A 25,953-nucleotide genomic window follows, 5' to 3' on the forward strand; every position below is an offset into this window, starting at 1 on the left:
CGTCCGGCGCCGGTGCCACGTCCGGCGCCGGTGCCACGTCCGGCGCCGGGGCCGCAGCAGGCGGCGGGGCCGCGGCCGGAGTCGGCGGCGTCGCCGGTGCCGGCGGAGTTGCGGGCGTCGGCGGCGTCGGCGGTGCGGGCGGAGTCGCCGGTGCCGGCGGCGTCGCGGGTGCGGGCGGCTGCGCGGCCGGGCCCGCGGCCGGCGGCGGGCCCGCGGCCGGCGGCGGGCCCGCGGCCGGCGGGGGCGGGGTGCCAATGCCGTGCGTGCGCTGGGTGATGGCCGCGGCGACCGGCCCCGGCAGCCAGCCCTCCCCGATCCGCAACTGCGTCTGCCTGGCCCCCGCCTCACATGCGCGGATGATCTCCGCCAGCGCCCCGCGCTCCTGCGGGTCCTTCGCCAGGCACAGGTCCACCACCGGCCGCAGGTCGTCCGGCAGCCCCGTCAGGTCCGGCTCCTCGTGGACGATCCGGTAGACGACCGCGTGCGAGGGCCCCTCGCCGTGCGCGGGCCGCCCGGTGGCGGCGAAGACCGCGATCTGCCCGAGGGCGAAGACGTCGGTGGCCGGGGTGAGTCTGCGCCCCGCCGCCTGCTCGGGCGACATGAACGAGGGGGTGCCGATCAGCAGCCCGCTGCCGGTCAGCGCGGTGGCGTCGGCGGCGCGGGCGATGCCGAAGTCGATGACGCGCGGGCCGTCGGCGGCCAGCAGCACGTTCGACGGCTTGAGGTCCCGGTGCACCACACCCGCGCCATGGATCGCGGTCAGCGCCTCCGCCACCCCGGCGACCAGCAGCAGCACGCTGTCCAGGGGCAGCGGTCGCTCCTCGGTCACCACGTCGGCCAGGGCGGGCCCGGTGACGTACGCCGTGGCGAGCCACGGCTGGTCGCCCTCGGTGTCGAAGTCCACGACCGGCGCGGTGTACAGGCCCTGGACGCGCTGCGCCGCCTGCACCTCCTGTGCGAAACGGCGCCGAAACTCACTGTCGTCGGCGAATTCCGGCCGGATCACCTTGATCGCCACGGGCCGGCCGCCGGGCGTGTACGACAGGTAGACCTTGCCCATCCCGCCCGCGCCGAGCCGGCCGGCCAGCCGGTACCCGGCGACCGTCCGGGGATCGTCGGCACCCAGCGGCCTCAGGATCCGGTCGAGCCCGTCCATGCCCATCCTGCCGTCCCCCCTGCTGGATCTTGCTGGATCCCCGTGCCCCGTCACCTGTGGAGCGACCCGCATCCTACTCAGCGCACAAAGGCTCTGTGGTGCCGCCCAGTTGATCCCCGCGGCCGTGGGTACGGCCACGCGCGCCGGCCCTGCCCGTTCGCGCCTAGCCGAACACCCGGTCCAGCACCGTCGCGATGCCGTCCTCGTCGTTCGACCCCGTCACCTCGTCCGCCACCGCGACCAGCTCCGGGTGCGCGCCCGCCATCGCCACCCCGTGGCCGGCCCAGCGGAACATCGGGACGTCGTTCGGCATGTCCCCGAACGCGATCGTCTCCGCGCCCCTGACCCCGAGCCGCCGCGCCGCGAGCGACAGGCCGGTGGCCTTGCTCAGCCCGTGCGGCAGCACCTCGACGGTGTCGGCGCCGGCGAGGACGATCCCGACGAGGTCGCCGACGACCCTGCGGGCGGCGGCCGTCAGCGCGTCGTCGTCCAGCTCCGCGTGCTGGAGGTAGAGCTTGCCGATCGGCTGGGCCCACAGCTCGGCGCGCTCCGCCACCCGCCGGACCGGCAGGTCCTCGCGGGCCACCGCGCGGAAGCCGGGGCCGAAGAGGACCTCGCCCGCGAGGCCGTCGGTGCTGGCGGCCACCGCCACCTCGCCGATCTCCGCCTCCAGCTTGGCCACCGCGTCGGCGGCGAGGCGCCGGTCGAGCGTCACGGAGGTCAGCAGCCGGTGCTCGCCCGCGTGGTACACCTGGGCGCCCTGGCCGCAGACGGCCAGGCCCTCGTAGCCCAGGTCGTCCAGTATGTGCCGGGTCCAGGCCACGGCGCGGCCGGTGACGACGATGTGCGCCGCGCCCTGCGCGCACGCCGCCTCAAGCGCCGCGCGCGTGCGCGGCGAGACCGTCTCGTCGCTGCGCAGCAGCGTGCCGTCGAGGTCGGTCGCGACGAGCCGGTACGGAAGCACGCCGGTCATGTCGCGACCGGCTCCAGCAGTTCGCGTCCGCCCAGGTACGGCCGCAGCACCTCCGGCACCATCACCGAGCCGTCCTGCTGCTGGTGGGTCTCCAGGATCGCCACGATCGTCCGCGGCACCGCGCACAGCGTCCCGTTCAGCGTCGCCAGCGGGCGCGTCGTCTTCTTCTGGCCCTGCACGTCGCGCATCCGCACCGACAGCCGCCGCGCCTGGAACTCCCCGCAGTTCGACGTGGAGGTCAGCTCCCGGTACTTGCCCTGCGTCGGGATCCACGCCTCGCAGTCGTACTTCCGCGACGCGGACGCGCCCAGGTCGCCCGACGCCACGTCGATCACGCGGTACGCCAGGCCGAGCGACGACAGCCACTGCTTCTCCCACTCCAGCAGCCGCGCGTGCTCCGCCTCCGCGTCCTCGGGGTCCACGTACGAGAACATCTCGACCTTGTCGAACTGGTGCACCCGGATGATGCCGCGGGTGTCCTTGCCGTGCGAGCCCGCCTCGCGCCGGAAGCAGGGCGAGAACCCGGCGTAGCGCAGGGGGAGCCGGTCGGCCTCGATGATCTCGTCCATGTGGTACGCCGCGAGCGTGACCTCCGAGGTGCCGACGAGGTAGAAGTCGTCGCGCTCCAGGTAGTACACGTCCTCGGCGGCCTGGCCGAGGAAGCCCGTGCCCTCCATGGCGCGCGGCTTGACCAGCGCGGGCGTGAGCATCGGGGTGAAGCCGGCGGCGGTGGCCTGCGCGATCGCGGCGTTGACCAGCGCCAGCTCCAGGAGCGCGCCGACGCCCGTCAGGTAGTAGAACCGCGAGCCGGAGACCTTCGCGGCGCGCTCGACGTCGATGGCGCCGAGGATGCGGCCGAGCTCCAGGTGGTCGCGCGGTACGAAGCCCTCGGCGGCGAAGTCGCGCGGGGTGCCGACGGTCTCCAGCAGCGCGAAGTCGTCCTCGCCGCCGACGGGCACGGCGGGATGCACCACGTTCCCCAGGCGCAGCAGCAGGCGCTGCGTCTCGGCGGCGGCCTCGTCCTGCTCGGCGTCCGCGGCCTTGACGGCGGCGGACAGCTCCCCGGTGCGCCGCAGCAGCTCCTGCTTCTCCTCGCCCTGCGCGCGCGGGATCAGCTTGCCGAGCTGCTTCTGCTCGGCCCGCAGCTCGTCGAAGCGCGTACTGGACGACCTGCGCCGCTCGTCGGCGGAGAGCAGCGCGTCGACGAGGGCGACGTCCTCTCCACGGGCGCGCTGCGACGCGCGCACTCGGTCGGGGTCCTCACGGAGCAGGCGAAGGTCAATCACGCACGCCAGGTTACCGGGGTGCGCGGACCGGCTCGCAGCCGATTTCCACCCCTGTGGATTTCTCCGCGTTTTGTGGCGAATAGCCGGTTTCGCCGAGCCGCTTCCCCTTGAGTGGAGAAAAGGTGCGAGATGGATCAATTTGGACAAAAGGGCGACGTAAGTCCTTGGGGTGCGGGGGAGTTGCGGACTTCTTTTCCACAGGTGGGTGCGGATCCCCAAAGTTATCCACAGGTCGGGTGGTCCGCCTGTGGAAGCCGGGGAAGATCGTTCCGTACGGCCGGTGCTGGCGCAGGAATTCCCCGATAGTCCCCCGGCTACACACCCTTTGGAGCGGAATTGCCTACCGCCTTAGAGTGGATCAAGGGAATTGCCGTGACGAGTAACCATCTGAGCAGTTGGACGCCGGAAATCGGTCACTAGGCAGACTTGTCGATATTGCCCGTTTGGGCATCGAAGTTATACACAGTTGGCTCCGGCAACCTGTGGATAACTTTCCCGAACTGTGCACAGACCCCAGGTCAGGCGCGGCCGTCCAGGCACCGCGTCAGCCAGTCCGACGCCTCCGCGAAGGCCGTGTCCGACGTCCCCAGCCGCAGCGGCCCCACATCCGCGGGCGACAGCCCCGCGCGCGGGTACGAGCCGAGGAACCGGACCCGCGGACAGGTCCGCTTCAGCCCCGTCAGCGCCTCGCCCACCCGGCGGTCGGTGATGTGCCCCTCGCAGTCCACCGAGAAGCAGTACCGCCCGATGCCCTCACCCGTCGGCCGCGACTCGATGCGCAGCAGGTTGACGCCGCGCACCGCGTACTCCTGCAGCAGCTCCATCAGCGCGCCCGGGTGGTCCTCGCCGAGCCAGATCACGACCGACGTCTTGTCCGCGCCCGTCGGCGCCGCCGGCCGCGCCGGACGGCCCACGAGGACGAACCGGGTCTCGGCGTTCTCCGCGTCGTGGATGTCGGAGACCAGCGGCTCCAGCCCGTACACCGACGCCGCGAACTCGCCCGCGAACGCCCCGTCCACCCGCCCCTCCTGCACCTGCCGCGCACCGTCCGCGTTGGACGCCGACGACTCCCACACCGCGTCCGGCAGATGCCCGGCCAGCCAGCGCCGCACCTGCGGCTGCGCCACCGGGTGCCCGGTGACGGTCTTGATGTCCGCCAGCTTCGTCCCCGGCCGCACCAGCAGGGCGAACGCGATCGGCAGCAGCACCTCGCGATAAATCATCAGCGGCTCGCCCAGTGCCAGCTCGTCGAGCGTGGCGGTCACGCCGCCCTCCACGGAGTTCTCGATCGGCACCAGCGCCCCCGCGGCCTCCCCGCTGCGCACCGAGTCCAGCACCGCCGGCACCGAGACCATCGGCACCAGCTCGCGCGTCGCCGCCTCCGGCAGGGTGCGCAGCGCGGCCTCGGTGAAGGTGCCCTCGGGGCCGAGATAGGTGAAGCGGCTGGCGGACATCGGGGCGGCTCCTCGGGGGCGGTGGCGAGACGGCCACGATACCTACGGGCGCGGGGCGGCGGGTCGCGGTCCGGGGAACGGACGATCATGGCGCGGGGCCGGGTGCGCATGCCGTACGGACCGGGTGGACCCGTGCCGTACGGAGCACGCGGCGCCCGTTGCCGTACGCGCGCTGCCACCCGTACGAGCCCCTCCGTACGAACCCCGCTCAGCCCTCCAGCAGCCGCTGCCCCACGTACTCGCCCTCCGCCGCCCCGCCCGGCACCGCGAACAGCCCGCTCGCCTCGTGCCGCAGGAAGCGCGACAGCCCGTCGCCCCGGTCCAGCTTGCGCTGCACCGGCACGAAGCCCTTCAGCGGATCCGCCTGCCAGGCGACGAACAGCAGCCCGGCGTCGGGCACCGGCCCGTCCCGGGTGTCCAGATAGCCGTCGTGGTACGAGAACGAGCGGCGCAGCATCGTCGCCCCGCCGTTCGACTCCGGCGCCGCCACCCGCACGTGTGCGTCCCCCGCGATGGCAAGGGAGCCGTCCGGGAGTTGTTTGTTCATGTCCACCGGCGTCTCCTCCTGCCCGCCGGACAGCGGGGCGCCGTCGGACTTGCGGCGGCCGATGACCCGCTCCTGCCGCTCCAGCGACAGGTGGTCCCAGGTGTCGAGCAGCATCCGGATCCGGCGGAACACGGCGTACGAGCCACCCGCCAGCCACCCCCCGTCGGCGGGGACGAAGACGTGCGTGTCGAAGTCCTGGTCCTCGGGCCGGGGGTTGTTGGTGCCGTCGACCTGCCCCATGAGGTTGCGTGCCGTACGGGGCTGGTCGGTGGCGCCGGGGGTGCGGTTGAAGCCGCTCATCTGCCAGCGCAGCACCGCCGCGTCGCCCGCCCGGCGCTGGAGCGTACGCAGCGCGTTGAACGCCACGAGCGCGTCGTCGGCGCCGATCTGCAGCCACAGGTCGCCGTCGCTGCGCCGCGCGTCCAGCACGTCGGCGGAGAACGGCGGCAGCGGGGCGAGCCCGGCGGGGCGCCGGTCGGCCAGCCCTGTGCGGTCGAAGAACGTGCGCCCGAAGCCGAACGTCACGGTCAGCGCCGCGGGCCCGGCGTCGAGCGCGCTGCCGGTGCCGTCCGCCGCCGCCCTGTCCTCGCTCAGCTCACGGGCCGTTTCCGACCAGCGCCTGAGCAGCGCCGCGGCCTGCTTGCGCCCGGCGCCCGGGGCCAGGTCGAAGGCGGCGAAGTGGCCCGCGGCCTGGAGCGGTGTGGTGATGCCCGCCTGGTGTGTGCCGTGGAACGGCACACTGGTCGCGCCGATCGACGTCAGCGGCGCGGGGGGCGCGTCCCGCAGCGCCTCCGCGGCGACCGCGCCGGAGGCGCCGCCGGCGAGGAGCCCGGCCGCCCCGGCGGCCCCCGCCGCGCCGACGAGGCGGCGGCGGGAGACCGGGTGCCGGGCGGGTCCGGCGGCCGTGTCGGTGTCCGGTGCGTTGGTGCGGGTGGAACGTGTCGAACTCACGGGATCGTCAACTTCTTCTTTTCTGTCACCTGGTCGATGGGTGAGGTGCGCACGGTGAACCGCAGGGTCCACTCCCCGGGCATCGGGAGCTGCACGCCGTTGGCGACCCAGTGCCCGTTCTCGACGGGTACGGGAACGACGTCGAGCGGGCCGAGGCCCTTCTCCTCCAGGGTGAAGGAGAGCCGTACCTCGGGGACGTTGAGGAGCTGGTTGTTGGCGTCCACGAGGTAGACGTGCAGTTGGTTGTCGCCGGTCCTGCCGGGGGCGACGGTGATCTCCGCGGTCCCGGCGCCGCCCTGCCCGCCCGTGTCGTACGGGATCTTCACCGTGACCGGCCCGGCCGGCTGCCGCCGCGCCGCCTCGGCCGCGGCCTGCTCGGTCTCGGCCCGGCCCGGCTGGGTGCCGGTCAGCAGGGTGACGACGGACAGCAGTACAACGGCGAGCAGGGTCTCGACAAGGACGGACTGGCGCAGCCCCCGGCGCACGGGATCGGAGTCGCGCTCCTTGCGCGCGCGGGTCGCGACGACGGCCGCGCGCTGGCGGGCGAGCTGGGCGGCGCGGCCGGGGTCGGGCTCGTCGCCGGAGGCGTCGCCATCCGGTACGGAGCCGGCGCCGGAACCGGAGCCGGCGCCGGAACCCGGGCCGGAGCCCTGGGCCGGAACCCGGGCGCCGTCCGACGCCGCGCCGGAACCGGAGCCCGAACCGGAACCGGAGCTGGAACCGGAGGCGGAGACGGAACCGGAACCGGAGCTGGAGACGGAGCCGTCGGCCGTGCCCGCCCGCGCGGTGGCGGCGGCGTGGACGCGCGGCGCCTCCGCCGTCTCCTCCGCCGGGTCCGCGCTCGCCGCAAGACCCGAGCCGGCCAGCCGCTGTGTCCACCGCCGCGACGTCCAGCCCGCGGCGACCAGCACCGCGACCAGCCCGCCCTTCACCAGCAGCAACTGCCCGTACGACGTGTCCGTCAGCGCGCCCCAACTGCCCAGCCCGCGCCACGCCTGATACAGCCCCGTCACGGCGAGCACCGTCACCGACGTCAGCGCCATCCGCGAGAAGCGGCGTATGACGTACGACGGGACCCGCGGCCCGAGGCGCAGGCTCAGCGTCAGCGAGGTGAGGCCGCCGAGCCAGACGGCGACGGCCAGCAGGTGCACCATCGAGACCGGCACCGCCAGCCACGGCTGGATGCCGGTGGAGGCGTGCTCGGCCATGCCCCACGTCGCGGCGAGGCCGACGGCGATCACGCCGCCGCCGAGCCCGAGGCCGATGGCCAGGTCGCGGCTGTGCGCGGCGTCGTCGGCGGCGTCCGCGGCGGCGGGTCCGGCAGCGGCGGGTCCGGCAGCGGCGTCCGCGACGGCGGGTTCGGCGGCGGATTCCGCAGCGGGCTCAGCCGCCGCGGCGGAGCCGGCGTCCGGGCCCGTACCCGCATCCGCCCCCTCACCGGCACCGACACCAGCACCGACACCAGCACCGACACCAGCACCGGCACCAGCACCGGCGCCAGCACCGGCGCCCGCGCCCGCCTTCCCGCTCTCCCGCCCGTACACCCCGAACAGCACCGCCAGCACCACCGCCGCCGCGCCCAGCAGCAGCAGCCGCGACAGCAGCGCCGTGCCCGGCCGGGTCTCCAGCACGTCGCGCACCGAGTCGAGCCCGAAGTCCGCGCCCGTGTACGGCCCGCGCAGCAGCAGCAGCGCCACGGTGGCGGCAAACAGCAGCGCCCACCCCCCGCTCGCCACCCGGCGCACGACCCGGCCCCGCCCGCCGCACACGCCCGCGAACACGGCACCGCCGACGAGCAGCACGAACCCCGCGTACGCCACGTAGCGCCCGGTGTCGTACAGCGTCTTGGCGCCGCCGTTGTCCTCGCCCGCCTCGGACACCACCACCGTCGTCTTCGACGGCTTGCCCACGGAGAACGTGAACGCGCCGGAGATCGGGTGGCTGTCGGCGGACACGGTCTTCCAGACCACGGTGAACGTGCCGTCCGGCAGCCCGGGGCGCAGCGCGGCCGTCGCCGTCTTGGTGTCGCCGTCGAGGTGGCCGGCGCCGCCCTTGGTGACGTCGTTGCCGTCGGGGTCGAGGACGCGGATGGAGTCGTCGCTCAACTGCACGGTCTCGGAGAAGTCGAGCGAGACCGCCCGCGGCGCCTCCTGGACGACCGAGCCCTCGGCGGGGTCGGTGCCGGTGAGCGCGGCGTGCGCCGCGGCCGGGGTGGCGCCGGGCACGAGGACGCACAGCACGGCGGCGACGGCGGCGCACAACGCCCCGAGTGCGCGCCTGCGGTGCATCGAGCGCCGGCGGATTGGTGCGCGGCGGGCTCGGGGGAGTTGTCCGGTCGGGGTCATGGCACGCCTCTCACTCCACGGGGCGGTACGTCGTCGGCTGCACCGGCACCTCGATCTCGATCGGCTCCGACTGGGCGAAGTGCAGCACGAGGGTCACCTTCTCGCCGACCTCCGGCTTGCGCTCCAGCTTCTCGAGCATCAGATGGTTTCCGCCGCGGGCGAGGGTCAGCTCGCTGCCCGCGGGGACGTCGAAGCCGTCGACGGCGCGCATCTGCTCACCCTCTGTGGCGTGCATGGTGACGTCGTCGGCGAGGTCGGTGCTGACGGCGGTGAGCCGGTCGTCGGCCGCGCCGTCGTTGCGGACGGTCACATAGCCGGCCGCGAGGTCCTTCATCACCGGCTGCGGTACGAAGCCGCCCTCGGCGCGCAGCCGGGGGCCGTCACCGGAGCCGCGGGAGCCGTCACGGGAACCGGACTCCGCCCTCGTCCCCGTACCGGAGTCGCCGCCGGAACACGCGCTCAGGACAGTCAGGCCGAGGGCGAAGGACAGAACTGCCGCAGTAACTACTGCGGCCCGCCGCGCACGCCTCACGGGTTCTGCCCCTTGATCAGCTTCGGCAGGTCCTTCGCGTACTCGTCGGCCGTCACCCCGCCCACGTACACCACGTGCCCCTTGTCGTCCTTCGGCGAGAACGCCAGCACCGACGCGCCATGGCTGACGGTGATGCTGCCGTCCTTCTCCTTCACCGGCTTCTCCACGTGCACGCCGACGCTCCGCGCGGCTTCCGTGACCGCGTCGATGTCGCCCGTGAGGCCGATGAAGTCCTTGTCCTGGGCGTCGAGCCAGGAGCCCAGCCGGCGCGGCGTGTCGCGCTCGGGGTCGGTGCTGACCATGACGACCTGGAGCTTCTCCTGGTCGGCGCGGGACAGCTGCTGCTTGGCGATGGCGATGTCGCCCATCGTGGTGGGGCAGACGTCGGGGCAGTTGGTGTAGCCGAAGAACAGCAGGGTGGGCTTGCCCGCCGTCTCCGCGACGAAGTCGTACTGCTTGCCCTCGGTGTCGGTCAGGACGAGGGCGGGCTTCTCCTTGGGGACGTCGAGGACGACGCCCGGTTCAGTGCTGCCGCCGGAGACCTCGACGGCCGGCTTGGCGCCGTCGCCGTCGTCGCCGGAGTCGGAGCCGCAGGCGGTGAGGGTGAGGGCCGCCGCGGCGGCGAGGGCCGCGGCGGCGTAGCCGGTGGTCTTACGGGTTGTGCGCATGCTGTGTTCCCTTGAGGGGTCGGGTGGCCCGCCCGGTGCTGCCGGCCGGGCCACCGCTTGTGTGTACGTGCCCAGTGGTGCTGCCGTGCCTACTGCGCCGCGGACGAACCGCTCGTGCCGCGCCGCCGCGCCAGCGCGCCGAACGCGACGCCGCCGGCGCCGAGCACGATGCCGGCGATGCCCAGGACCCGGGCGGTGGTGTCGGAGGAGCCCTCGTCGTCGTCGGTGTCGGCCGCGGTTTCTTCGGCGTCGGCGTCGTCGCCGTTCCCGGCATCCTCCGCCTCTGCGGCGTCCTCCGCGGCGTCCTCAGGGGGAGTCAGGGCCAGCACGGGCGCCGGGCTCTCCGGCTCCTCCGCACCCTCCTCGGGGATCTCGATCCAGCGGACGACCTCACCGCTGTCGTACGTCTGAACCGACTTGAACACCAGTTGATCGGCGTCCTCGGGCAGGGCGCCCATCGAGACCGGGAACTGCTGGAACGTCCCCGGCTCGATCTCCCCGCCGGACCACGTGACCTTGCTGGCCGCCTCGGTGATCTTCTCGCCGTGCGAGTCGATCGGGGTGTCGAGCTTGGCCTTGTCCACCTTCACGTCCCAGCCGGGCACGGGCTGGGGCATGACGGACGTCAGCGGGTGGTCGGTCGGCAGGGTGACCTCCAGCTTGACCGTCGAGGCGTCGTCGCGCTCGTTGGGCACCTTGAAGCTGACGGTGGCGTACCCGCCCTGCTCGGCCTCGCCCGGGTCGATGCTGACGTGCGCGGCGGCCGGGCCGGCGAGCAGCAGGACGGAGCCGGCGGCGACGGCGACGCTGACGGACATCAGCCGCATACGGGATGACTTCATGAGTGACACACTCCGGTGGGTGTGGATGGAAGAGGGGTTGGGCGCGCGTGCGGCAGCGGCGCGACCACCCGCTCACCCGAAGCCGGGCGCACGCCGTGCGTGAGCCGTAAGCCGGAGGGGTGCCGTCGCGTCAGGCCGCGAGGGCGAAGGCCGGGGGCCCGCGGCGTACGACGGTGTGCTGCAGCTCGCGTACGGTACGGGCGCTCCGCTCGTCGTACGCGGTCGCCGCCCCGGGCCGCAGGGCCGGCAGCCCCGCGCCGTCGAACCCGGCGTCGAGGGCCCGCACGTACCGCACGGCGGCGCGCAGCGGGGCGAGGCCGGCGCCGGTGGCGAGGCGCAGCAGCGTCGTCACGGCCGCGTCACCGCGGCGCAGCAGCCAGCCGCCGGCGAGGGCGGCGAGAAGGTGGCCGAGGACCATCGGCAGGGAGTACGTGGACAGCCCGAGCGCGGCGCCGAGGCCGTCGCCGATCCCGCCGCCGTGCGCGGCGTCCGCACCCGCGGCGGCCCCCGTACCGCCGATGACGGCGTCCGGGTCGATCCCGGCGTCGGTGACGATCTGGCGGGCGCGGCCCTCGGTGAGGTTCATCAGGTGGTCGTTGCAGAGCATCCGCCGGGCGAGGCCGACGACACCGCCGCCCTCACCGCCCGCGTGCGCACCGCCGTGGCCTCCCGCAGCCGCTGCGCCGGCGGAGTGCTGCCCGAGCCCGAAGAGCCCGTGCAGCCCGATCTGCCCCACCGCCAGCAGCGCCGCGATCCCGGGCAGCGACCGCTCCCGCCCGGCCAGCGGCACGGCCACCGCGAACACCAGCGCCGCGGCGACCCCGATCGTCCACAGCGGCACCGTCTCGTCCGACGCCAGCACGTGCCCCCCGGCGGACAGCACGACGCAGACCGCGGTGAACACCGCGGCCCGCAGAAGGCGCAGCTCCGCGGAGGCGGGAGCGGACGGGGCAGCCATGGCAGGCGCCATCATCCCACCGCACGGCCGTACGGTCCCGTCCGGGGCGCCGATCGGCCGGCCGGGCCATGTCATTTCCCACCCCGAAAGGCGGAAGAAACCCCTCCGCCGAATGAGGGTTCTCACGCAACTCGCGTGCTTACGGTGCCGACACAAAGGTTATACGTACCGTATGTCGGGGTGGCGGCCAGGAGGCTGAACGCATGAGCATGTGGTGGTCCCTTCGACTGCGCCGGGAGGCGGCCAGCGTCCCGCTCGCCCGCCGCCTGCTGGTCGGCGCCATGGAGACGGCCGGGGTCGACCCGGACGTCGCCTTCGACCTCTCCCTCGCCCTCACCGAAGCCTGCGCCAACGCCGTCGAACACGGCGGCCCCGAGGCCGGCGAGGACTACCGCGTCACCGCCTGCTTCGACGGTGACCGCTGCCACATCGAGGTCATCGACTCCGGCCCCGGCTTCGCCACCCACCCCCTGCCCGTACCCCCCAGCCGCCCGGCCACTTCCCCGCCCCTGACCGACATCGGCGCGGAGGGCGGCCGGGGCCTGTTCCTGATCGCGGAGCTCAGCGACCACCTCGACATCCGCGACCGCCCGGGCCGCGGCGCGGTGGTGAGCTTCGACAAGATCCTCAAATGGCGCGAAGACGCCCCGCTCCAGGCGGCGTAACCGTCGAAATATCGGCTTGACCTGCTGCTTTTCTCGTACTTCCGGGGCTACGGGCCATCGTCAACGACTGTGAATCAAGCAGCCAGGGCACAGTGAGGGCACACCTGCGCGCGGCCCTGATCCGATGTGCCCTCGGCAGGCGGCGGGACGAACGCCGCGTCGATGGCCTGGCGGGTGCGGGCCTCGCTCTGCGGCATGAGGTGGGTGTACGTCCGGAGGGTGAAGCCGGGATCGGAGTGCCCGAGGTACTCGGACAGGGCCTTGATGCTCTCCCCGGCGTCGAGGAGTACCGAAGCGTAGGCGTGCCGGAGGGCGTGCATGCCGTCGTCCGGCGCCGCGGCGTAGCGCGGTGAGCCTTTCTCCCGCGGCGGTATGACGCCGGCGGTGGCGAGGGCAGCCTTCCAGTCGTACTGGTTGAAGACGCTGCGGTGGTACGCCTTGCCCTCGTCCGTGGTGAAGAGCAGCCGGTGCGTACGTTCCTCGCCGTCCGGGACGCGCCACGGCAGGGCGACCCGCTTCGGCGGGAACTCCTTGATGTGCTCCTTCAGCATCATGGCCAGTTCATCCGGCAGCGGGATCGAGCGCAGCCGCTCTCCCTTGGGCAGCGCGAAGACCATGCTCGACCGGACCAGCTTGACCTGTCGGCTCACGTGCAGCAGCCGGCGCTTGAAGTCGATGTCTTCCACCGCGATGCCGAAGACCTCGCCCTGTCGCAGCCCGCAGCCGAAGGTCAGCTTGCCGCCCGCCTGGAAACGCGCGGGCAGGCCGGCGATGACGGAGTGCACGCGCTCCACGGTCCACGGGACGATCTTCTTCTTGGGGCGCTTGGGCAGCTTGACCGTGCTGGCCTTGCACGGGTTTTTGACGATCAGCCCGTCCTCGACCGCGGAGTCGAGGATCGCCGTCAGGATGGAGTGCACCCAACTGATCGTGGACGCTTCCAGGTCCGCGTCCTGGAGCTTCTTCAGCCACCCCTGGATCAGCGACGGCTGCGATATCGATCGCAACTGGCGCCCTCCGAGGTGCGGCTTGATGTGGTTGCGCACCACGCCCTCGTACAGGTCGACTGTGCCCATCCCCGCGGTCGCCGCCTGGAGCCACTGCTCCGCGTACGTGGCGAGGGTGACCTTCCCGGCGTTCGGGTCCACGAAGGTCCCGCGCTGCAACTCGGTCTCGACCGAGGCCGCGCGGGCTTCGGCCCTGGCCTTGATCTCGAAGTTCTCCTTGCGCTGGTGGCGGTTCAGGTCGCGATAGCGGACCTGCCAGCGCTTGCCTCTGCCGTGGTCCTTGGTGGGGACGAGGCGCCGGGTGCGGCTCCTGTGCTCACCGCACTCCTCGTCCTCCCGCTTCGGGTGGGATTTGTGCCAGCGGTCGTAGACGTCAGCCATCGAGAAGGACCTCCTTGAGGTCGTCCAGCAGTTGGATGAGTTCGGTCTTGGTCAGACGGCCGAGTGGCTTCGGGACTGACGCATCACCTCCCTTCGCGACGAGGTGGTCGGTGCGCCGGCCTTCGGGCCGGGTGCGGACGGCGTGGTCGAGCGCGCCGTCGTTCCCGGGCGGGAGCAGGGGGCGGACGCCGTCGGCCCAGTCCCAGGCATCCGCGGAGGTGACCTCGCCGGCGCCCGTGACGCTGGTGGCTGTCCTGTCGGCGACCGGGGGCAGCAGCAAGGTGGCGGGGGAGACGCCGAGCGCGACGGCAAGGGCGACCAGGTCGTCGACGTCGCAGCGGCGGTCCCCACGCTCGATCTTGCTCAGCGCGGTTGAGGGGATGGGGCGGCCCAAGTCGGTCAGGCGCTCGGCGAGTTCGCGCTGGGAGAGGCCGAGGAGGGTGCGGATGCGTTCGATGTTGGTGGCGGTCTGACGGCCGGTAGGGCCGATCTCCACGGGGCGGGTTGCCATGACCGCGATGTTGACCTAGTGCATGGCGCTTGGGCAAGTGTTGGCTCCCCTCTTCGGCAGCGCGGCGGGGCCACGGCGGGCGGCGGAGCCGGGGCAACATAGACGACGATCGCCGGTTAGCCAAACCGGCGTTTCTCCAGATCATTTGAAGAGTTGCCTACACCAGTCGGCGTCGTTTGGAGGTGTTACATGGTTTCCGCGACAATGCCGCTGGATGTGTCCCCGATCGTGTGGCACTGTTCGTGCCCCGCGGCGTCGCCTAGTCATGATGGAGAGTGTTGGATGCGTTCATCCCGTACAGCCCGGTCCACCGACGCGACATCCCGTACCGCCTCGTCCAGCTCCGAGCGCAGCCCGCTGGCCTCCCCGGAGGAGCTGTCCGCCTACCTCGGCATCCCGCTCGGCACCCTCTACTCCTGGAACCACCGCGGTATCGGCCCGAAGGCCACCAAGGTCGGCCGCCACCTGCGCTACCGCTGGCAGGAGGTGGAGGCATGGCTGGACGCCCAGACGACGGATCACGACGTGGCTTGACCACAGAGACGAGGTGGCCCCCGGTGCGCCAACACCAGGGGCCGAAGACGCCTCAAGAAACCGCCCAGTAAGCGATCTGCCACACGGTGAGGGTCGGGTTGCAGCCCGGCCCTCGCCGGAGAGGACTGTCTATGGACCCACAGACTAGGGCTTCCTCCACGCCCGGTGCATCCCCACCCGCAGCCGATCGGCAGGGGCGGCACCTACTCGATGCGGCTGCGGCCAGCAACCACCGGCAGACTCACCTGGCGCCCATGTCCCGCAAGGAGAAGCGACAGCATGCGAGGGCCCAGGCGCTGGCCGAGCGAGCAGCGGCTAATGCACGCCAGGCTGCGGCCCAGCAGACCGATTCCACCGAACCGTCCGGGGCTGAGTCATCGGCCAGCGACGCGCAACGACTGGAAGACGCAGACGAGCCGGACGACCGGGAACCGGCCGAGGCCGACGGCCCCACTACCGCGGAGGCTCCGGCATCCGGCGAAGGAGACGGTCGCGAAGGCGCAGCGGAACCAGCGCGCAACGGGGATGGGGTGCTGGCCGACCTACGGTCCGCGCTCGCGAAGTTCGTGGTGCTACCCGATGAGCAGGCGCTGACCGCGGTCACCCTGTGGGTGGCGGCCACCCACCTACAGCCCGTCTGGCAGCACGCGCCCCGGCTCGCGGTGGTCGGCCCGGCCAAGCGGTGCGGCAAGTCCCGCCTGCTGGACGTGATCACCGAGACGGTGCACGACCCCGTCATCACGGTCAACGCCTCCCCAGCAGCGATCTTCCGGTCCATCGGCGACCGCGAGCCGCCCACCTTGCTGGTTGACGAAGCGGACACGCTGTTCGGCACGCTGAAGATGGCCGAGAAGAACGAGGAGCTACGCGGCCTTCTCAACGCCGGACACCAGCGAAACCGCCCCACCCTGCGTGCCAGCGGCCGGGAGAACCGAGTGCAGAAGTTCGCCACCTTCGCCATGGCCGCCCTCGCCGGGATCGGCGACCTGCCCGACACCATCATGGACCGCGCGGTGGTGATCCGGATGCGCCGCCGCGGGCAGGGCGAGAAGGTCTCCGACTTCCGCTCCAGCCGTGACATCCCGCCCCTGCACCAGTTGCGCGGACGCCTGGCCCGCTGGATGCGCGCCCAGCGCAAGGACGCTGCCTCGCACGCTCCGACGATGCCGGTGACCGACCGGGCGGCGGACACCTGGGAGCCCCTGGTCACGGTGGCCGACCTGGCAGGCGGACCGTGGCCCACCCTGGCCCGCAGCGCGTGCAAGACCATGTGCGAACGGGAGGCCGGACGGGACGAGGACGGCGGGCTGAAGACCCGCATCCTGATCGACATCCGCGCCGCCTTCGCACAGCACGACGACCCCGAGGCGCTGTCCACCGCCACCCTGCTCCGCACCCTGAAAGCCGACCCCGAAGCGCCCTGGGCGGAGTACGGCACGAGCGGGCTGAGCCCGCGCGGACTGCAACTGCTGCTACGGGACTACGGCATCCACTCCGCCAACCGCCGCTTCCGCGACGGCAGCCAGGCCAAGGGCTTCACCCGCGCCCAGTTCCAAGACGCCTGGAACCGCTACACCCCCACCTCACCCCAGCCCCCGCGGGAACCGGTGGCCGACACCGAGCCGACCACCGTCATCCAGCAACCTCCGCCGCCACCGCCTGCACCACTGCCACGACCACCCGCGCCACCCACGAAGCCGACCGGAGCAGCGGGCCGGGCCCGCGGCCGGTAAGACGGCGCTTCTGGCCGCTGCCCTTCACCCGTAGCTACTCGTCCCACCCGTCCCTGCCCAGCTCACACCGGGGACGGGTGGTGTGGCCGGGACGAGTCAACCCGTCCCACCTCCATCACTCGTACCACGCTGACCAGCCGTGCAACGGGTGGGACGAGTGGGACGGAACGCGGCCGACACCCACACATGGCCCTCTTCAGCCCCTCAATTCGGCGGCACCAGCCGCCCGCCCCTCCAGTGGAGTCCTGCTCTCATGACCGAAGCCCAGCCCGCCGCCACCCACTCCGTGCCCGGCAGCATCGCAATCCGGCTCAGCGTGGCCGCCCTCGGCGCCATCGGCTTCGCCCTGTCGTACGACGCCCTGCGCCAGATGGCCGTCGCCGTCCACATCGCCGGTCCGCTGACCTACCTCTTCCCCCTGCTCATCGACGGCTTCATCGCCATCGGCGTCTGCGCGCTGATCATCCTGCGCACCGCCCCGACTCGGGCCCGCCTGTACGTATGGGCGCTGGTCGGCACCGCCACGGCCACCAGCATCTGGGCCAACGCTCTGCACGCCGTACGCCTGAACCAACTCCCCACCCGCCAGCGCGGCCTGCAACTCGGGGACCTTCCGGTGGGGCTGCTCTCCGCCGTCGCCCCGCTCGCCCTCGCCGGAGCCGTACACCTCTACATCCACATCGCCCGCCACAGCCGCACCGCCCACCCCAACGAAACTTCCGCACAGCACACGGCCGATCCCGCCCTACCCAACGCAACTCCCTCTACCCGCCCGGCTCCTTCCGAGCAGGCGAACGAAACCACAGGCGCCCCGACAGCGGCCGACACCGGCCACCAGGCCCAGCCAGCCCTTCCGGCCTCTGATCAGGCGCGACAGCGCCGCACCGGCCGCCCGCCGGGCGCCGACCTCGACCGGCTCCTGGAGATCGCCCGCGACGCAGTCGCCAGCCAGGGCAAGGTCTCCCGCTCGGTGGTCGAAACCGCTATCCGCGATGAAGGGCTGCCCCTCGGTGGCGAACGCCTCACCGAGATCATGAAGGTCGTACGTGCCGAAGCCGACACCCTTTCCGACCACCTCGTCGGTTGACATCCGCCCGCCCCGGTTAGCCCTCGCCGAACCGGCCAGGGTCGACGGGAGCCGTTGCGACCAGCACGTGAGAGATCACGACGCAGCCACCGCTGGTCCCCGTACCACGCACAGGGCAGCGGATCTGACAGCACACGTCGCCACCGACACCCCCCTTCTCGCCCTCGTCCATCCGGCATCCCCGAGGAGCGCAGACCTCATGCCTGATCCCAAGCCCGGCCGCGAGACCTTCGGGCCCGAACCGGCAGCAGATCCGCCATCGCCCCGGAGCCCTCAGCAAGCCTCCCACCTGGGCGACCACCGGCCAGCAAGGTATCCCCCTGGACCGTCCAAGGCCGGCCCAGGCGGGGGTGTCTCCGCCCCGGGGGTGGCGGAGACACAGGCCCGGCTCCAGGGGGAGCCGGACCAGAGCGGGACGGTCAGCGAGTCCGCCGAGCCGCTGCCGATCCGCGCCGCCATCGCCGCCGCCGTGCACCGCGCCGCCCGCCGACGACGCCGCGACAAGCGCCAGCGCACCCGACGCCTGACGGTCCGCTTCAGCCACGCCGAGGAAACCCAGATCAAGACGCGAGCCAGGGAGCTGAACATCGCGGTCGCCCATCTGATGGCGGACGCCACCATGGCCGCGGTCGACCACACCATCCCGCTCGTCGACCAACGCAATGCCACCGACGACCTGATCGACGAACTCGCCGCGCTACGCACCGAGATCGCCCGCATCGGCAACAACGTCAACCAAATCGCCAAACGCCTGAACTCCCACGGCCCCACCCACCCCATGGACGTGACCGTGCTGGCCGCCGCCGAGAAGGCGATCACCCTCACCCGGACAGTCCTGGAGACCGTGGACTCCTCAGCCGACCAAGCCGCCACGAATCGGGCACGCCGGTGATCGCGAAGATCATGAAGCCGGGCCACAGCACCCGCAACACGATCACCTACCTGTACAAGACCGGCCGCGGCCACGACCACACCGACCCGCACCTGGTGGCCGCCTGGGACGAGCTGGTCCCCGACCCCGGCCGCACCGACAACCCCAAGCAGGCCCTCGCGCAACTGGTCCAGGCGCTCGACCTTCGGGTGAAACAGGCCGGCGACCGCGCCGAGAAGGGCCACGTGTGGCACTGCGCGATCCGGGCCGCACCCGAAGACCCGATCCTCACCGACGAGCAATGGGCCCAGGTCGCCCGCCGCATCGTGCACGCCACCGGCATCGCGCCGGCCGGAGACCCGGACGGCTGCCGCTGGATCGCTGCCCGCCACGCACCGGACCACATCCACATCGTCGCCACCAAGATGCGCGGAGACCTGCGCCGCCCCCGCCACTGGAACGACTACCACCGCGCCGACACCGAACTGGCGAAGATCGAAACCGAGTGGGGGCTACGCGCCTACGACCGCGGCGACCGCACCGCCGCCAAACGCCCCACCCGCGCCGAAACGGAGAAGGCCACCCGCCGCACCAGCAGCCGCGTCACCCCGCGGGAGAAGCTCCGGGCCACCGTCCGCACGGCCGCCGCCCACGCCACCAACGAAGACCACTTCTTCGCTCTGCTTGCCGGGGCCGACGTCCTCGTCGACAAGCGCATTGCGCCCTCGGGGGACGCCCTCGGCTACAAGGTGGCCCTCGCCGGAGATACCAACGCCGCCGGGCAGCCGATCTGGTTCGCCAGCGGGAAGCTCGCCCCCGACCTGTCCCTGCCGAAGATCCGCGCCCGCCTCACCGGACAGTCCCCCGGCACCCCCACCACCCGCCGAGCCCACCCCGCCGACCACTGGCGCCACACAACCACAGCGCTCAGCAACGCCCACCGCACCCTGCACCAGGACGGCAACCCGTCCGCCGCCCAAGCCGAGCTGGCCGCCACCGGCGAGCTGCTGGACATCCTGCCCACCCTCACCACCGGCACCACCCGCCGCGAACTCTTCACCGCCGCCCAGACCTTCGAACGCGCCACCCGCTCCCGCATCCGCTCCGACTACGCCCAGGCCGCCGAACTCCGCACCTCCGCCAAACGCCTCCTGCGCACCGCCGGCCAACCCATCCCCGACGCCCCCGCCCTCGACCTGCTCCTCACCCTCACCCTCCTCACCATCGCCGCCGCCCACTGGCACCGCGCCCAACGCCACACCCAGCAAGCCGCCGCAGCCCGAGCCGCCCTACCCCATCTCCGCGCCGCCTACCGCCACACCGCCACCCCAGCCCTGAACAACCTCGCCCAGCACGCCCCCGCGCCCGAGGCCATCGACCGCTACGCCACCCTCGTCCGCGGGGCTCTCCCAGAGCACGCCGAGCAGATCCTCACCGACCCCGCCTGGCCAGCCCTTGCCGCCACCCTCCACGAGGCCGAGTCCAATGGTCACCGTCCAGCCGATGTTCTGAACAAGGCCGTTGCCAACCGCGAACTCGACACCGCCAACTCCATCGCCGAAGTCCTTGTCTGGCGCCTGCACAACACCAAAGGCAAGCAGTCTCGGCAGGCCGAAGCCACCGAGCCCCATACGACCGCCCGATACCGCACTGAACGACAGAAGATGCTGACAGCAGGTAGTCGTCACACCGAGGTACCCCGCCTCAACCAGGATCCTCCCCGGCGGCAACGCTGACGTCCGTCGCCCCGTCCGGCGTTACTCTCGTGCCGACTGGAGTGTGCGAGGTCAACTGCCGCGGCTAGGTTGTGTGTTGACATCCACCGCGCACAAACCAAGGACGGCCCTCGTGGGGTACGACAGCGAACTGAAAGCTCTCCTCAACCCGACCGTTCCGCACTCCGCCCGCATGTGGAACTACTGGGTCGGCGGCAAGGATCATTACGAGGCCGACCGCCAGGCCGGGGACAAGATCAAGGAGATGTTCCCCGGGGTGGAGGATGTGGCCCGCCAGTCCCGTGCCTTCCTCGGGCGTGTCGTGCGCTATCTGGCTGGCGAGGCTGGCGTCCGGCAGTTCCTCGACGTAGGCACTGGATTGCCGACCATGGACAACACCCATGAGGTCGCCCAGCGCATCGCGCCCACTGCGAAAATCGTCTACGTGGACAACGACCCCCTTGTGCTGGTGCATGCCCAGGCGCTGCTCGCCTCCAGCAACGAGGGTGCCTGCGCCTACGTCGACGCCGACGTACACGACCCGGACCGGATCCTGGCCGAGGCCGCCAAGACGCTGGACTTCGAGCAGCCGGTGGCGCTGATCATGCTGGGCATCATGGGGAACGTAGCCGACTACGAAGAGGCACGCTCCATCGTCCGTCGGCTCGTCGCGGCGGTGCCGTCCGGCAGTTACCTGGTGGTCAACGACGGGACCACCACCGACCCTGACCGAGTGGCGGCCACGGACCGGCACAACCGGGAGACCTCCGGGGACCGCTACTACAACCGCAGCCCCGAGCAGATCGCCGGCTACTTGGACGGCCTGGAGCTGCTGGAGCCTGGCGTGATCTCCACCTCCCGCTGGCGCCCCGACGTCACCGCGTTCGGCGGACAGCCTGCGGAGGTCGCCGCGTACTGCGGCGTCGCACGCAAGCCCTGACAGACCACGTTCGCCGGAGTCGCAGCCGGGCTCGACGACTCGGCAGCCCCCGCCGGCCGCTACGTGGTCGAGTCTGTGGAACTCCTCGCTGAGCAGGCCCCCCGCCTGTGTGAGGCCCGGTACGACCTGCCCAAGAGGCTTCGTCATCCGCGACGGCAAGCTCATCGCCACCGACATCGAACCGGTTGACAGAACCCGGCGAATCCGCTGATGAACGTGACGCCCGCACACCTGCCCGCGCCCTCGGCAGCGGGATCACCCGGTGACGGCCGGAGCAGTACGCCCCGAAGCGGTGCCGTCAAGCGGCCTCGGCAGCGCCGAAGCGCTCGCGGTAGCTCTCCAGGTCCTCCGCAGGGATCTTTGCGAAGAGCACTGGGGGGACCGTGAACCCAGTCCCAGCCGGGACGGTGTCCAGAGCCTTGGCCTGCTCAGCCGTTACCCAGTTCGTCGTGTCGTCGTTCAGCGCGAAGGCTCCACGCATGGCGGCGGCAGCAGCCGGAATGAACGGCTCGGAGACGACCGCGTACAGGTGGATCAGGTTCATTGCGGTGCGCAGTGTCAGAGCGGCGGCGTCCTGGTCGGTCTTGATCTCCAGCCAGGGGGCTTTCTCCTCCAGGTAGGAGTTGCCCGCGGACCACAGGGCCCGCAGCGCGGCGGCGGCCTTGCGGAACTGCATGGCCTCCATGTGTTCCTCGTACTCGGAGAGGAGTCGGGCGATGTCCTCGCCGAGCTTCGCCTCCGCCTCGCCGGCCGCGTGGCCGGCTGGTACCTCGTCGCCGAACCGCTTGCGGGAGAAGGACAGCACCCGGTTGACGAAGTTGCCGAGGGTGTCGGCCAGGTCCTTGTTGACTGTGGCGGCGAAGTGCTCCCAGGTGAAGGAGGAGTCGTCGGACTCCGGGGCGTTGGCGATGAGGAAGTAGCGCCAGTAGTCGCCGGGCAGGAGCTCCAGCGCCGCGTCCGTGAAGATGCCGCGCTTCTGCGAGGTGGAGAACTTGCCTCCGTAGTAGGTCAGCCAGTTGAAGCCCTTGACGAAGTCGACCTTCTTCCACGGCTCGCGCACCCCGAGTTCGGTGGCCGGGAACATCAGAGTGTGGAAGGGGACGTTGTCCTTGGCCATGAACTGGGTGTAGCGAACGGTGTCGTCGGCCTCGTACCACCACGACTTCCAGTCGCGAGTCTCGCCGTCACCGGCAGCGTCCGCCCACTCCTTGGTGGCGCCGATGTACTCGATCGGGGCATCGAACCAGACGTAGAAGACCTTGCCGTCGGCGGCGAGCTCCGGCCAGGTGTCGGCCGGCACCGGCACCCCCCAGTCCAGGTCGCGGGTGATCGACCGGTCCTGCAGGCCCTCGGTCAGCCACTTGCGGGCGATCGAGGAGGAGAGCTGCGGCCATTCCTCCCCGACCGTGTCGATCCATGCCTCGACCTCGTGTTGCAGCTTGGACTGCAGCAGGAAGAGATGCTTGGTCTCGCGGACTTCCAGCTCGGTGGAGCCGCTGATCGCCGAGTGCGGGTCGATCAGATCGGTGGGGTCAAGGACGCGGGTGCAGTTCTCGCACTGGTCGCCGCGGGCCTTGTCGTAGCCGCAGTGCGGGCAGGTGCCCTCGACGTAGCGATCCGGCAGGAAGCGGCCGTCGACGGGCGAGTACACCTGCCGGACTTCCCGCTCCTCGATGAACCCGTTCTCGTTGAGCTTCCGTGCGAAGTGCTGGGTGATCTCGACGTTCTGCTGCGACGAACTGCGTCCGAAATAGTCGAAGGCGAGCTCGAATCCCTCGTAGACAGCCTTCTGCGCCTCGTGTGCCTGGGCGCAGAACTCCGCGACCGACAGGCCGGCCTCCTTGGCCGCCAGCTCGGCCGGCGTGCCGTGCTCGTCGGTGGCACAGATGTACAGGACGTCGTGCCCACGCTGGCGCAGGTATCGCGAGTACACGTCCGCCGGAAGCATCGACCCGACCATGTTGCCCAGGTGCTTGATCCCGTTGATGTAGGGAAGCGCGCTGGTGACCAGGTGTCGAGCCATCCTCGGATGCTCCAATTCGTACGTACGGCGCCATCGGCGGTGCAGAGGGCGGGCCCAGGTCGGCAAGATGCATCCGCCGCGATCACTCGTCCGCGAATGGCGTCACACGCGGCGACGGATTGGGGCCACAAAACGCCGCCATCGTAGCGAACCGGCGGTCCGCCCTTCCGCCGGTTTTCGCCGTGGCCGCGTACGGCGAAGAGAGCGCTCGGCCGTCCGAGACAGGCGGCCAAGCGAGTCTCCGACGGCCGAGGCGCTCGCCATCTTAGAACGACCGGCAGACCCCGGTCTCGCTTGATTGCGACCGCAGCCGCGGTGTTCGTATCCTTCAGACAACGCGTTGACGGAGACGAGTAGCCGCGGATCACGCGAGCCGAGAGAGCCGCCGGAAGCTGGAAAGGCGGTCTTGCGCCCCGAGGTGAAGACCCTCCTGAGCGCGGGGAGGAACGACCTCGCCTGATGGTCCAATGCCCCGCCGGCTGGCCCCCGTCACCGGGTCTGAACGAGGCCGCCACCCAGTGGCGGCGAAAGTGCGGTGGTACCGCGAGTTACCCTTCTCGCCCGCACTCCCAAGGGATCATGACGACGTCCTTCGGAGGACCGAATGATCCACAGCCGCGTACACGTCTCCGACCTGCGAGAACACGTCGGCCGCACCGTTTCCGTCTGCGGGTGGGTGAACACCCTCCGTCTGCAGAGAAAGATGCAGTTCGTCATCGTGCGGGACAGCACCGGCATGGCGCAGGTGACCCACAAGCGCGACGGCGAAGCCCTGGAAGCCCAGCTCGAAACTCTCACCCCAGAATCTGCTGTCCGTATCACCGGCCGCGTCGTCGACGCCGCCCAGGTGAAACTCGGCGGCCTGGAGATCGTGCCCGAGTCGGTCGAGGTGTTGAACCGGGCGGCCACGTCGCTGCCCATCGACGAACACACCGGCCTGGAACAGCGACTGGACTGGCGCTTCCTCGACGTACGCCGCCGCCCCGCCGCCCAGCTCATGTTCGCCGCGCAGACCACCCTGGAGCAGGGGATGCGCGAATACGCCTACGCGCAGGGTGCCACGGAGATGCACACGCCCAAGCTCATGGGCACCGCCTCGGAATCCGGAGCGGAGGTCTTCAAGCTCGGCTACTTCGACCGCGTTGCCTACCTGGCGCAGTCGCCACAGTTCTACAAGCAGATGGCGATCTCTGCCGGGATCGAGAAGGTCTTCGAGATCGGTCCCGTCTTCCGCGCCGAGTCCTCGTTCACCTCCCGGCACGCGACCGAGTTCACCGGCGTCGACGTAGAGCTGGCCTGGATCGACGGCGTCGAGGACGTGATGGCGTTCGAGGAGCAGATGCTCGCCTACGCGATCGCCAAGGTCGTCGACGCGCACGGCGAGGCGATCGCCGAGCGCTTCGGCATGGAGCTGACCGTACCCACTACGCCGTTCCCCCGGCTCACCATGGCCGAGGCGCACGAGATCCTGCGCAAGGACGGCTGGGACCCCGAGGGAGCCAAAGAGGACCTGGACCCCGAGGGCGAGCGGGGCATCTCGGCTCACATCAAGGAGGCCACCGGGCACGAGTTCGCGTTCATCACGCACTACCCGGTGAGCATCCGGCCCTTCTACCACATGCGGCCGGCCGACGACCCGAGCGTGACCCTGAGCTTCGACCTGCTGTGGAAGGGGCTGGAGATCACTACCGGCGCCCAGCGTGAGCACCGGTACGACGTGCTGCTCAAGCAGGCCGCCGAGAAGGGGATGAGCCCCGAACCGTTGCAGGACTACTTGAACGCGTTCCGGTACGGGTGCCCGCCGCACGGCGGTCTCGGCATGGGGCTGGGGCGGGTACTGATGGTGATGCTCGGCCTGGATTCCATCCGCGAGGCGACCTTCCTCTTCCGCGGGCCGAACCGACTCACCCCGTAACTACCTCGGACCGCGTCCCACGACACAGGCCGGCGCTCCGTGTTGCGGGACGCGGTCTCAGTAGCGGACATTGCGCAGGTCGTGCGTCCACGCCTCGGCGGGGTTCTTGTCCCAGTACGCCCGCAGCGCCAACTCCCGATCGGAGAAGCGGCCCTGATGGGACAGGCCGCCGTGGGAGAGGGTGACGCTCATGGCGATTGGCGACTCGGTGGTGACCCAGTGCGGCGTCAGCGCGTGGCTCCAGAGCTGGTCGCCGGGCTGCATCGTGACGGACTGGCGGTCGGCCTCGTCGTGCTCGGGCGGGTCTTCGCCCGTGGTCTCGCCCATGATGGCCTCGTCCGCCGACAGGTATTCGCCGGGATCGAGGTAGCTGTGGAAGGTCTTGATGCCGTGGACCTGCCAGACGAACCCATGCGAGTTGTCGTTGTGGTAGGTCGAAGCAGCGCCCTCGGTGGACACAAACAGGATGGGTGCCACGCGCTGCCAGGTGAAGCCCCGGGCGGAAAGATGGGTGCGCCAGGGGACCATGACCTCCTCCTGGAAACCGTGCAGAAGTACGTCGTAGAAGCGGCTGAGGTTGAAGTGCACCAGCCGGAACGTCCAGGTGACGACCTCCTCGATCGGCGCGGTGCGGAAGGCGGCGGTGCGATCCATCCGCACCTGCCAGTCGTCATCCCCGAGGATCGTGAACCGGACCTCCTTGTCCCTGCGAACGTGGTCGAGGATGTCGACGGCGGGCAGGAAGGCGTAGTCGAAAGCGACATCCAGGGGGAAGTTCGGTGGCTGCCGCCATCGCTGGACGAAGTCATCGGGCGTCGTGATCGTCATAAAGCCGTCCCAGTAGTCGGGGGCGTCGGGC

Annotated in this window: 22 protein-coding genes; 8 read left to right on the forward strand and 14 right to left on the reverse strand. The window is 71.3% G+C overall.

All coding sequences use genetic code 11. The features are described 5' to 3' along the window. The 10 genes from B124_RS30680 to B124_RS30725 all read right to left on the reverse strand — a co-directional run. Window positions 1–1,156 (reverse strand): serine/threonine-protein kinase (locus tag B124_RS30680; protein WP_496506258.1); only part of this gene is annotated, 1,156 nt, incomplete at its 3' end. 163 nt (window positions 1,157–1,319) lie between these two features. Continuing rightward, the gene (locus B124_RS30685; RefSeq protein WP_496506259.1) at window positions 1,320–2,129 is read right to left on the reverse strand and encodes an HAD family hydrolase; all 810 of its coding nucleotides are present in this window, start codon (window positions 2,127–2,129) and stop codon (window positions 1,320–1,322) included. Further along, window positions 2,126–3,415, reverse strand: coding sequence for a serine--tRNA ligase (gene serS / locus B124_RS30690; protein ID WP_496506260.1), 1,290 nt, complete (start codon window positions 3,413–3,415; stop codon window positions 2,126–2,128). Before serS ends, B124_RS30685 begins: the two co-directional genes overlap by 4 nt. A gap of 518 nt (window positions 3,416–3,933) precedes the next feature. Continuing rightward, a complete protein-coding gene (pheA, locus tag B124_RS30695) occupies window positions 3,934–4,869 on the reverse strand; it encodes a prephenate dehydratase (protein ID WP_496506261.1) in 936 nt (311 codons plus the stop codon). 208 nt (window positions 4,870–5,077) lie between these two features. Beyond that, on the reverse strand, window positions 5,078–6,367 hold the full coding sequence (efeB, locus tag B124_RS30700) for an iron uptake transporter deferrochelatase/peroxidase subunit (protein WP_496506262.1): 1,290 nt from the start codon (window positions 6,365–6,367) through the stop codon (window positions 5,078–5,080). After that, on the reverse strand, window positions 6,364–8,712 hold the full coding sequence (locus tag B124_RS30705) for a copper resistance CopC/CopD family protein (protein ID WP_496506263.1): 2,349 nt from the start codon (window positions 8,710–8,712) through the stop codon (window positions 6,364–6,366). The genes efeB and B124_RS30705 overlap by 4 nt, the downstream gene beginning before the upstream one ends. Before the next feature lie 10 nt (window positions 8,713–8,722). Then, window positions 8,723–9,244, reverse strand: coding sequence for a copper chaperone PCu(A)C (locus B124_RS30710; protein ID WP_496506264.1), 522 nt, complete (start codon window positions 9,242–9,244; stop codon window positions 8,723–8,725). Further along, a complete protein-coding gene (locus B124_RS30715; protein WP_496506265.1) occupies window positions 9,241–9,912 on the reverse strand; it encodes an SCO family protein in 672 nt (223 codons plus the stop codon). Before B124_RS30715 ends, B124_RS30710 begins: the two co-directional genes overlap by 4 nt. An 89-nt stretch (window positions 9,913–10,001) precedes the next feature. Beyond that, on the reverse strand, window positions 10,002–10,754 hold the full coding sequence (locus tag B124_RS30720; protein WP_496506266.1) for a YcnI family copper-binding membrane protein: 753 nt from the start codon (window positions 10,752–10,754) through the stop codon (window positions 10,002–10,004). A 130-nt stretch (window positions 10,755–10,884) separates the two neighbouring features. Continuing rightward, window positions 10,885–11,712 (reverse strand): hypothetical protein, encoded by an 828-nt coding sequence (locus tag B124_RS30725; protein WP_496506267.1) that lies wholly within the window; start codon window positions 11,710–11,712, stop codon window positions 10,885–10,887. A 203-nt stretch (window positions 11,713–11,915) separates the two neighbouring features. Here B124_RS30725 and B124_RS30730 point away from each other — a divergent pair, with 203 nt between their 5' ends. Then, the gene (locus tag B124_RS30730; RefSeq protein ID WP_496506268.1) at window positions 11,916–12,377 is read left to right on the forward strand and encodes an ATP-binding protein; all 462 of its coding nucleotides are present in this window, start codon (window positions 11,916–11,918) and stop codon (window positions 12,375–12,377) included. 74 nt (window positions 12,378–12,451) lie between these two features. On the opposite strand, the gene B124_RS30735 is transcribed toward B124_RS30730, so the two are convergent. Both B124_RS30735 and B124_RS30740 read right to left on the reverse strand, forming a co-directional pair. Continuing rightward, window positions 12,452–13,765, reverse strand: coding sequence for a tyrosine-type recombinase/integrase (locus tag B124_RS30735; RefSeq protein WP_496506269.1), 1,314 nt, complete (start codon window positions 13,763–13,765; stop codon window positions 12,452–12,454). Continuing rightward, window positions 13,758–14,276: a helix-turn-helix domain-containing protein gene (locus B124_RS30740; protein ID WP_496506270.1), complete on the reverse strand. Its 519-nt coding sequence runs from the start codon at window positions 14,274–14,276 to the stop codon at window positions 13,758–13,760. The genes B124_RS30735 and B124_RS30740 overlap by 8 nt, the downstream gene beginning before the upstream one ends. Before the next feature lie 282 nt (window positions 14,277–14,558). On the opposite strand from B124_RS30740, the gene B124_RS30745 reads away from it, so the two are divergent. The 6 genes from B124_RS30745 (at window position 14,559) to B124_RS30770 (ending at window position 21,156) form a co-directional block, all read left to right on the forward strand. Next, the gene (locus B124_RS30745; protein ID WP_496506271.1) at window positions 14,559–14,810 is read left to right on the forward strand and encodes a helix-turn-helix transcriptional regulator; all 252 of its coding nucleotides are present in this window, start codon (window positions 14,559–14,561) and stop codon (window positions 14,808–14,810) included. Between the two features lie 398 nt (window positions 14,811–15,208). After that, on the forward strand, window positions 15,209–16,543 hold the full coding sequence (locus tag B124_RS30750; RefSeq protein ID WP_496506297.1) for a DUF3631 domain-containing protein: 1,335 nt from the start codon (window positions 15,209–15,211) through the stop codon (window positions 16,541–16,543). Window positions 16,544–16,796: 253 nt separating this feature from the next. Next, window positions 16,797–17,630 (forward strand): DUF2637 domain-containing protein, encoded by an 834-nt coding sequence (locus B124_RS30755; protein WP_496506272.1) that lies wholly within the window; start codon window positions 16,797–16,799, stop codon window positions 17,628–17,630. A 367-nt stretch (window positions 17,631–17,997) separates the two neighbouring features. Next, window positions 17,998–18,522 (forward strand): plasmid mobilization relaxosome protein MobC, encoded by a 525-nt coding sequence (gene mobC / locus B124_RS30760; protein ID WP_496506273.1) that lies wholly within the window; start codon window positions 17,998–18,000, stop codon window positions 18,520–18,522. After that, a complete protein-coding gene (locus B124_RS30765; RefSeq protein ID WP_496506274.1) occupies window positions 18,519–20,237 on the forward strand; it encodes a relaxase/mobilization nuclease domain-containing protein in 1,719 nt (572 codons plus the stop codon). Before mobC ends, B124_RS30765 begins: the two co-directional genes overlap by 4 nt. Before the next feature lie 172 nt (window positions 20,238–20,409). Continuing rightward, on the forward strand, window positions 20,410–21,156 hold the full coding sequence (locus tag B124_RS30770) for an SAM-dependent methyltransferase (protein WP_496506298.1): 747 nt from the start codon (window positions 20,410–20,412) through the stop codon (window positions 21,154–21,156). A 298-nt stretch (window positions 21,157–21,454) separates the two neighbouring features. Here the strand turns inward: B124_RS30770 and metG are convergent, their stop codons facing one another. After that, entirely contained in the window at window positions 21,455–23,179 is a 1,725-nt protein-coding gene (gene metG / locus B124_RS30775) for a methionine--tRNA ligase (protein WP_496506275.1), read from the reverse strand. A gap of 604 nt (window positions 23,180–23,783) precedes the next feature. Here metG and aspS point away from each other — a divergent pair. Then, window positions 23,784–25,094 carry an aspartate--tRNA(Asn) ligase gene (aspS, locus tag B124_RS30780; RefSeq protein ID WP_496506276.1) on the forward strand — a complete coding sequence of 437 codons (1,311 nt, stop codon included), beginning with the start codon at window positions 23,784–23,786 and terminating at the stop codon, window positions 25,092–25,094. A gap of 57 nt (window positions 25,095–25,151) precedes the next feature. Here aspS and B124_RS30785 read toward each other — a convergent pair whose 3' ends face one another. Further along, complete coding sequence (locus tag B124_RS30785) at window positions 25,152–25,922, reverse strand: hypothetical protein (RefSeq protein ID WP_496506277.1); 771 nt, start codon at window positions 25,920–25,922, stop codon at window positions 25,152–25,154. Between the last annotated feature and the right edge of the window lie 31 nt (window positions 25,923–25,953).

This window comes from Streptomyces sp. CNP082, from assembly GCF_059570535.1.

Coding starts and splice junctions, on each gene's coding strand:
- B124_RS30685 (WP_496506259.1), bottom strand. CDS start 2,129: ATGACCGGCGTGCTTCCGTACCGGCTCGTCGCGACCGACCTCGACGGC.
- B124_RS30785 (WP_496506277.1), bottom strand. CDS start 25,922: ATGACGATCACGACGCCCGATGACTTCGTCCAGCGATGGCGGCAGCCA.
- B124_RS30745 (WP_496506271.1), top strand. CDS start 14,559: ATGCGTTCATCCCGTACAGCCCGGTCCACCGACGCGACATCCCGTACC.
- B124_RS30725 (WP_496506267.1), bottom strand. CDS start 11,712: ATGGCTGCCCCGTCCGCTCCCGCCTCCGCGGAGCTGCGCCTTCTGCGG.
- B124_RS30720 (WP_496506266.1), bottom strand. CDS start 10,754: ATGAAGTCATCCCGTATGCGGCTGATGTCCGTCAGCGTCGCCGTCGCC.
- B124_RS30755 (WP_496506272.1), top strand. CDS start 16,797: ATGACCGAAGCCCAGCCCGCCGCCACCCACTCCGTGCCCGGCAGCATC.
- aspS (WP_496506276.1), top strand. CDS start 23,784: ATGATCCACAGCCGCGTACACGTCTCCGACCTGCGAGAACACGTCGGC.
- B124_RS30705 (WP_496506263.1), bottom strand. CDS start 8,712: ATGACCCCGACCGGACAACTCCCCCGAGCCCGCCGCGCACCAATCCGC.
- B124_RS30770 (WP_496506298.1), top strand. CDS start 20,410: ATGTGGAACTACTGGGTCGGCGGCAAGGATCATTACGAGGCCGACCGC.
- B124_RS30715 (WP_496506265.1), bottom strand. CDS start 9,912: ATGCGCACAACCCGTAAGACCACCGGCTACGCCGCCGCGGCCCTCGCC.
- pheA (WP_496506261.1), bottom strand. CDS start 4,869: ATGTCCGCCAGCCGCTTCACCTATCTCGGCCCCGAGGGCACCTTCACC.
- metG (WP_496506275.1), bottom strand. CDS start 23,179: ATGGCTCGACACCTGGTCACCAGCGCGCTTCCCTACATCAACGGGATC.
- B124_RS30730 (WP_496506268.1), top strand. CDS start 11,916: ATGAGCATGTGGTGGTCCCTTCGACTGCGCCGGGAGGCGGCCAGCGTC.
- B124_RS30740 (WP_496506270.1), bottom strand. CDS start 14,276: ATGGCAACCCGCCCCGTGGAGATCGGCCCTACCGGCCGTCAGACCGCC.
- B124_RS30735 (WP_496506269.1), bottom strand. CDS start 13,765: ATGGCTGACGTCTACGACCGCTGGCACAAATCCCACCCGAAGCGGGAG.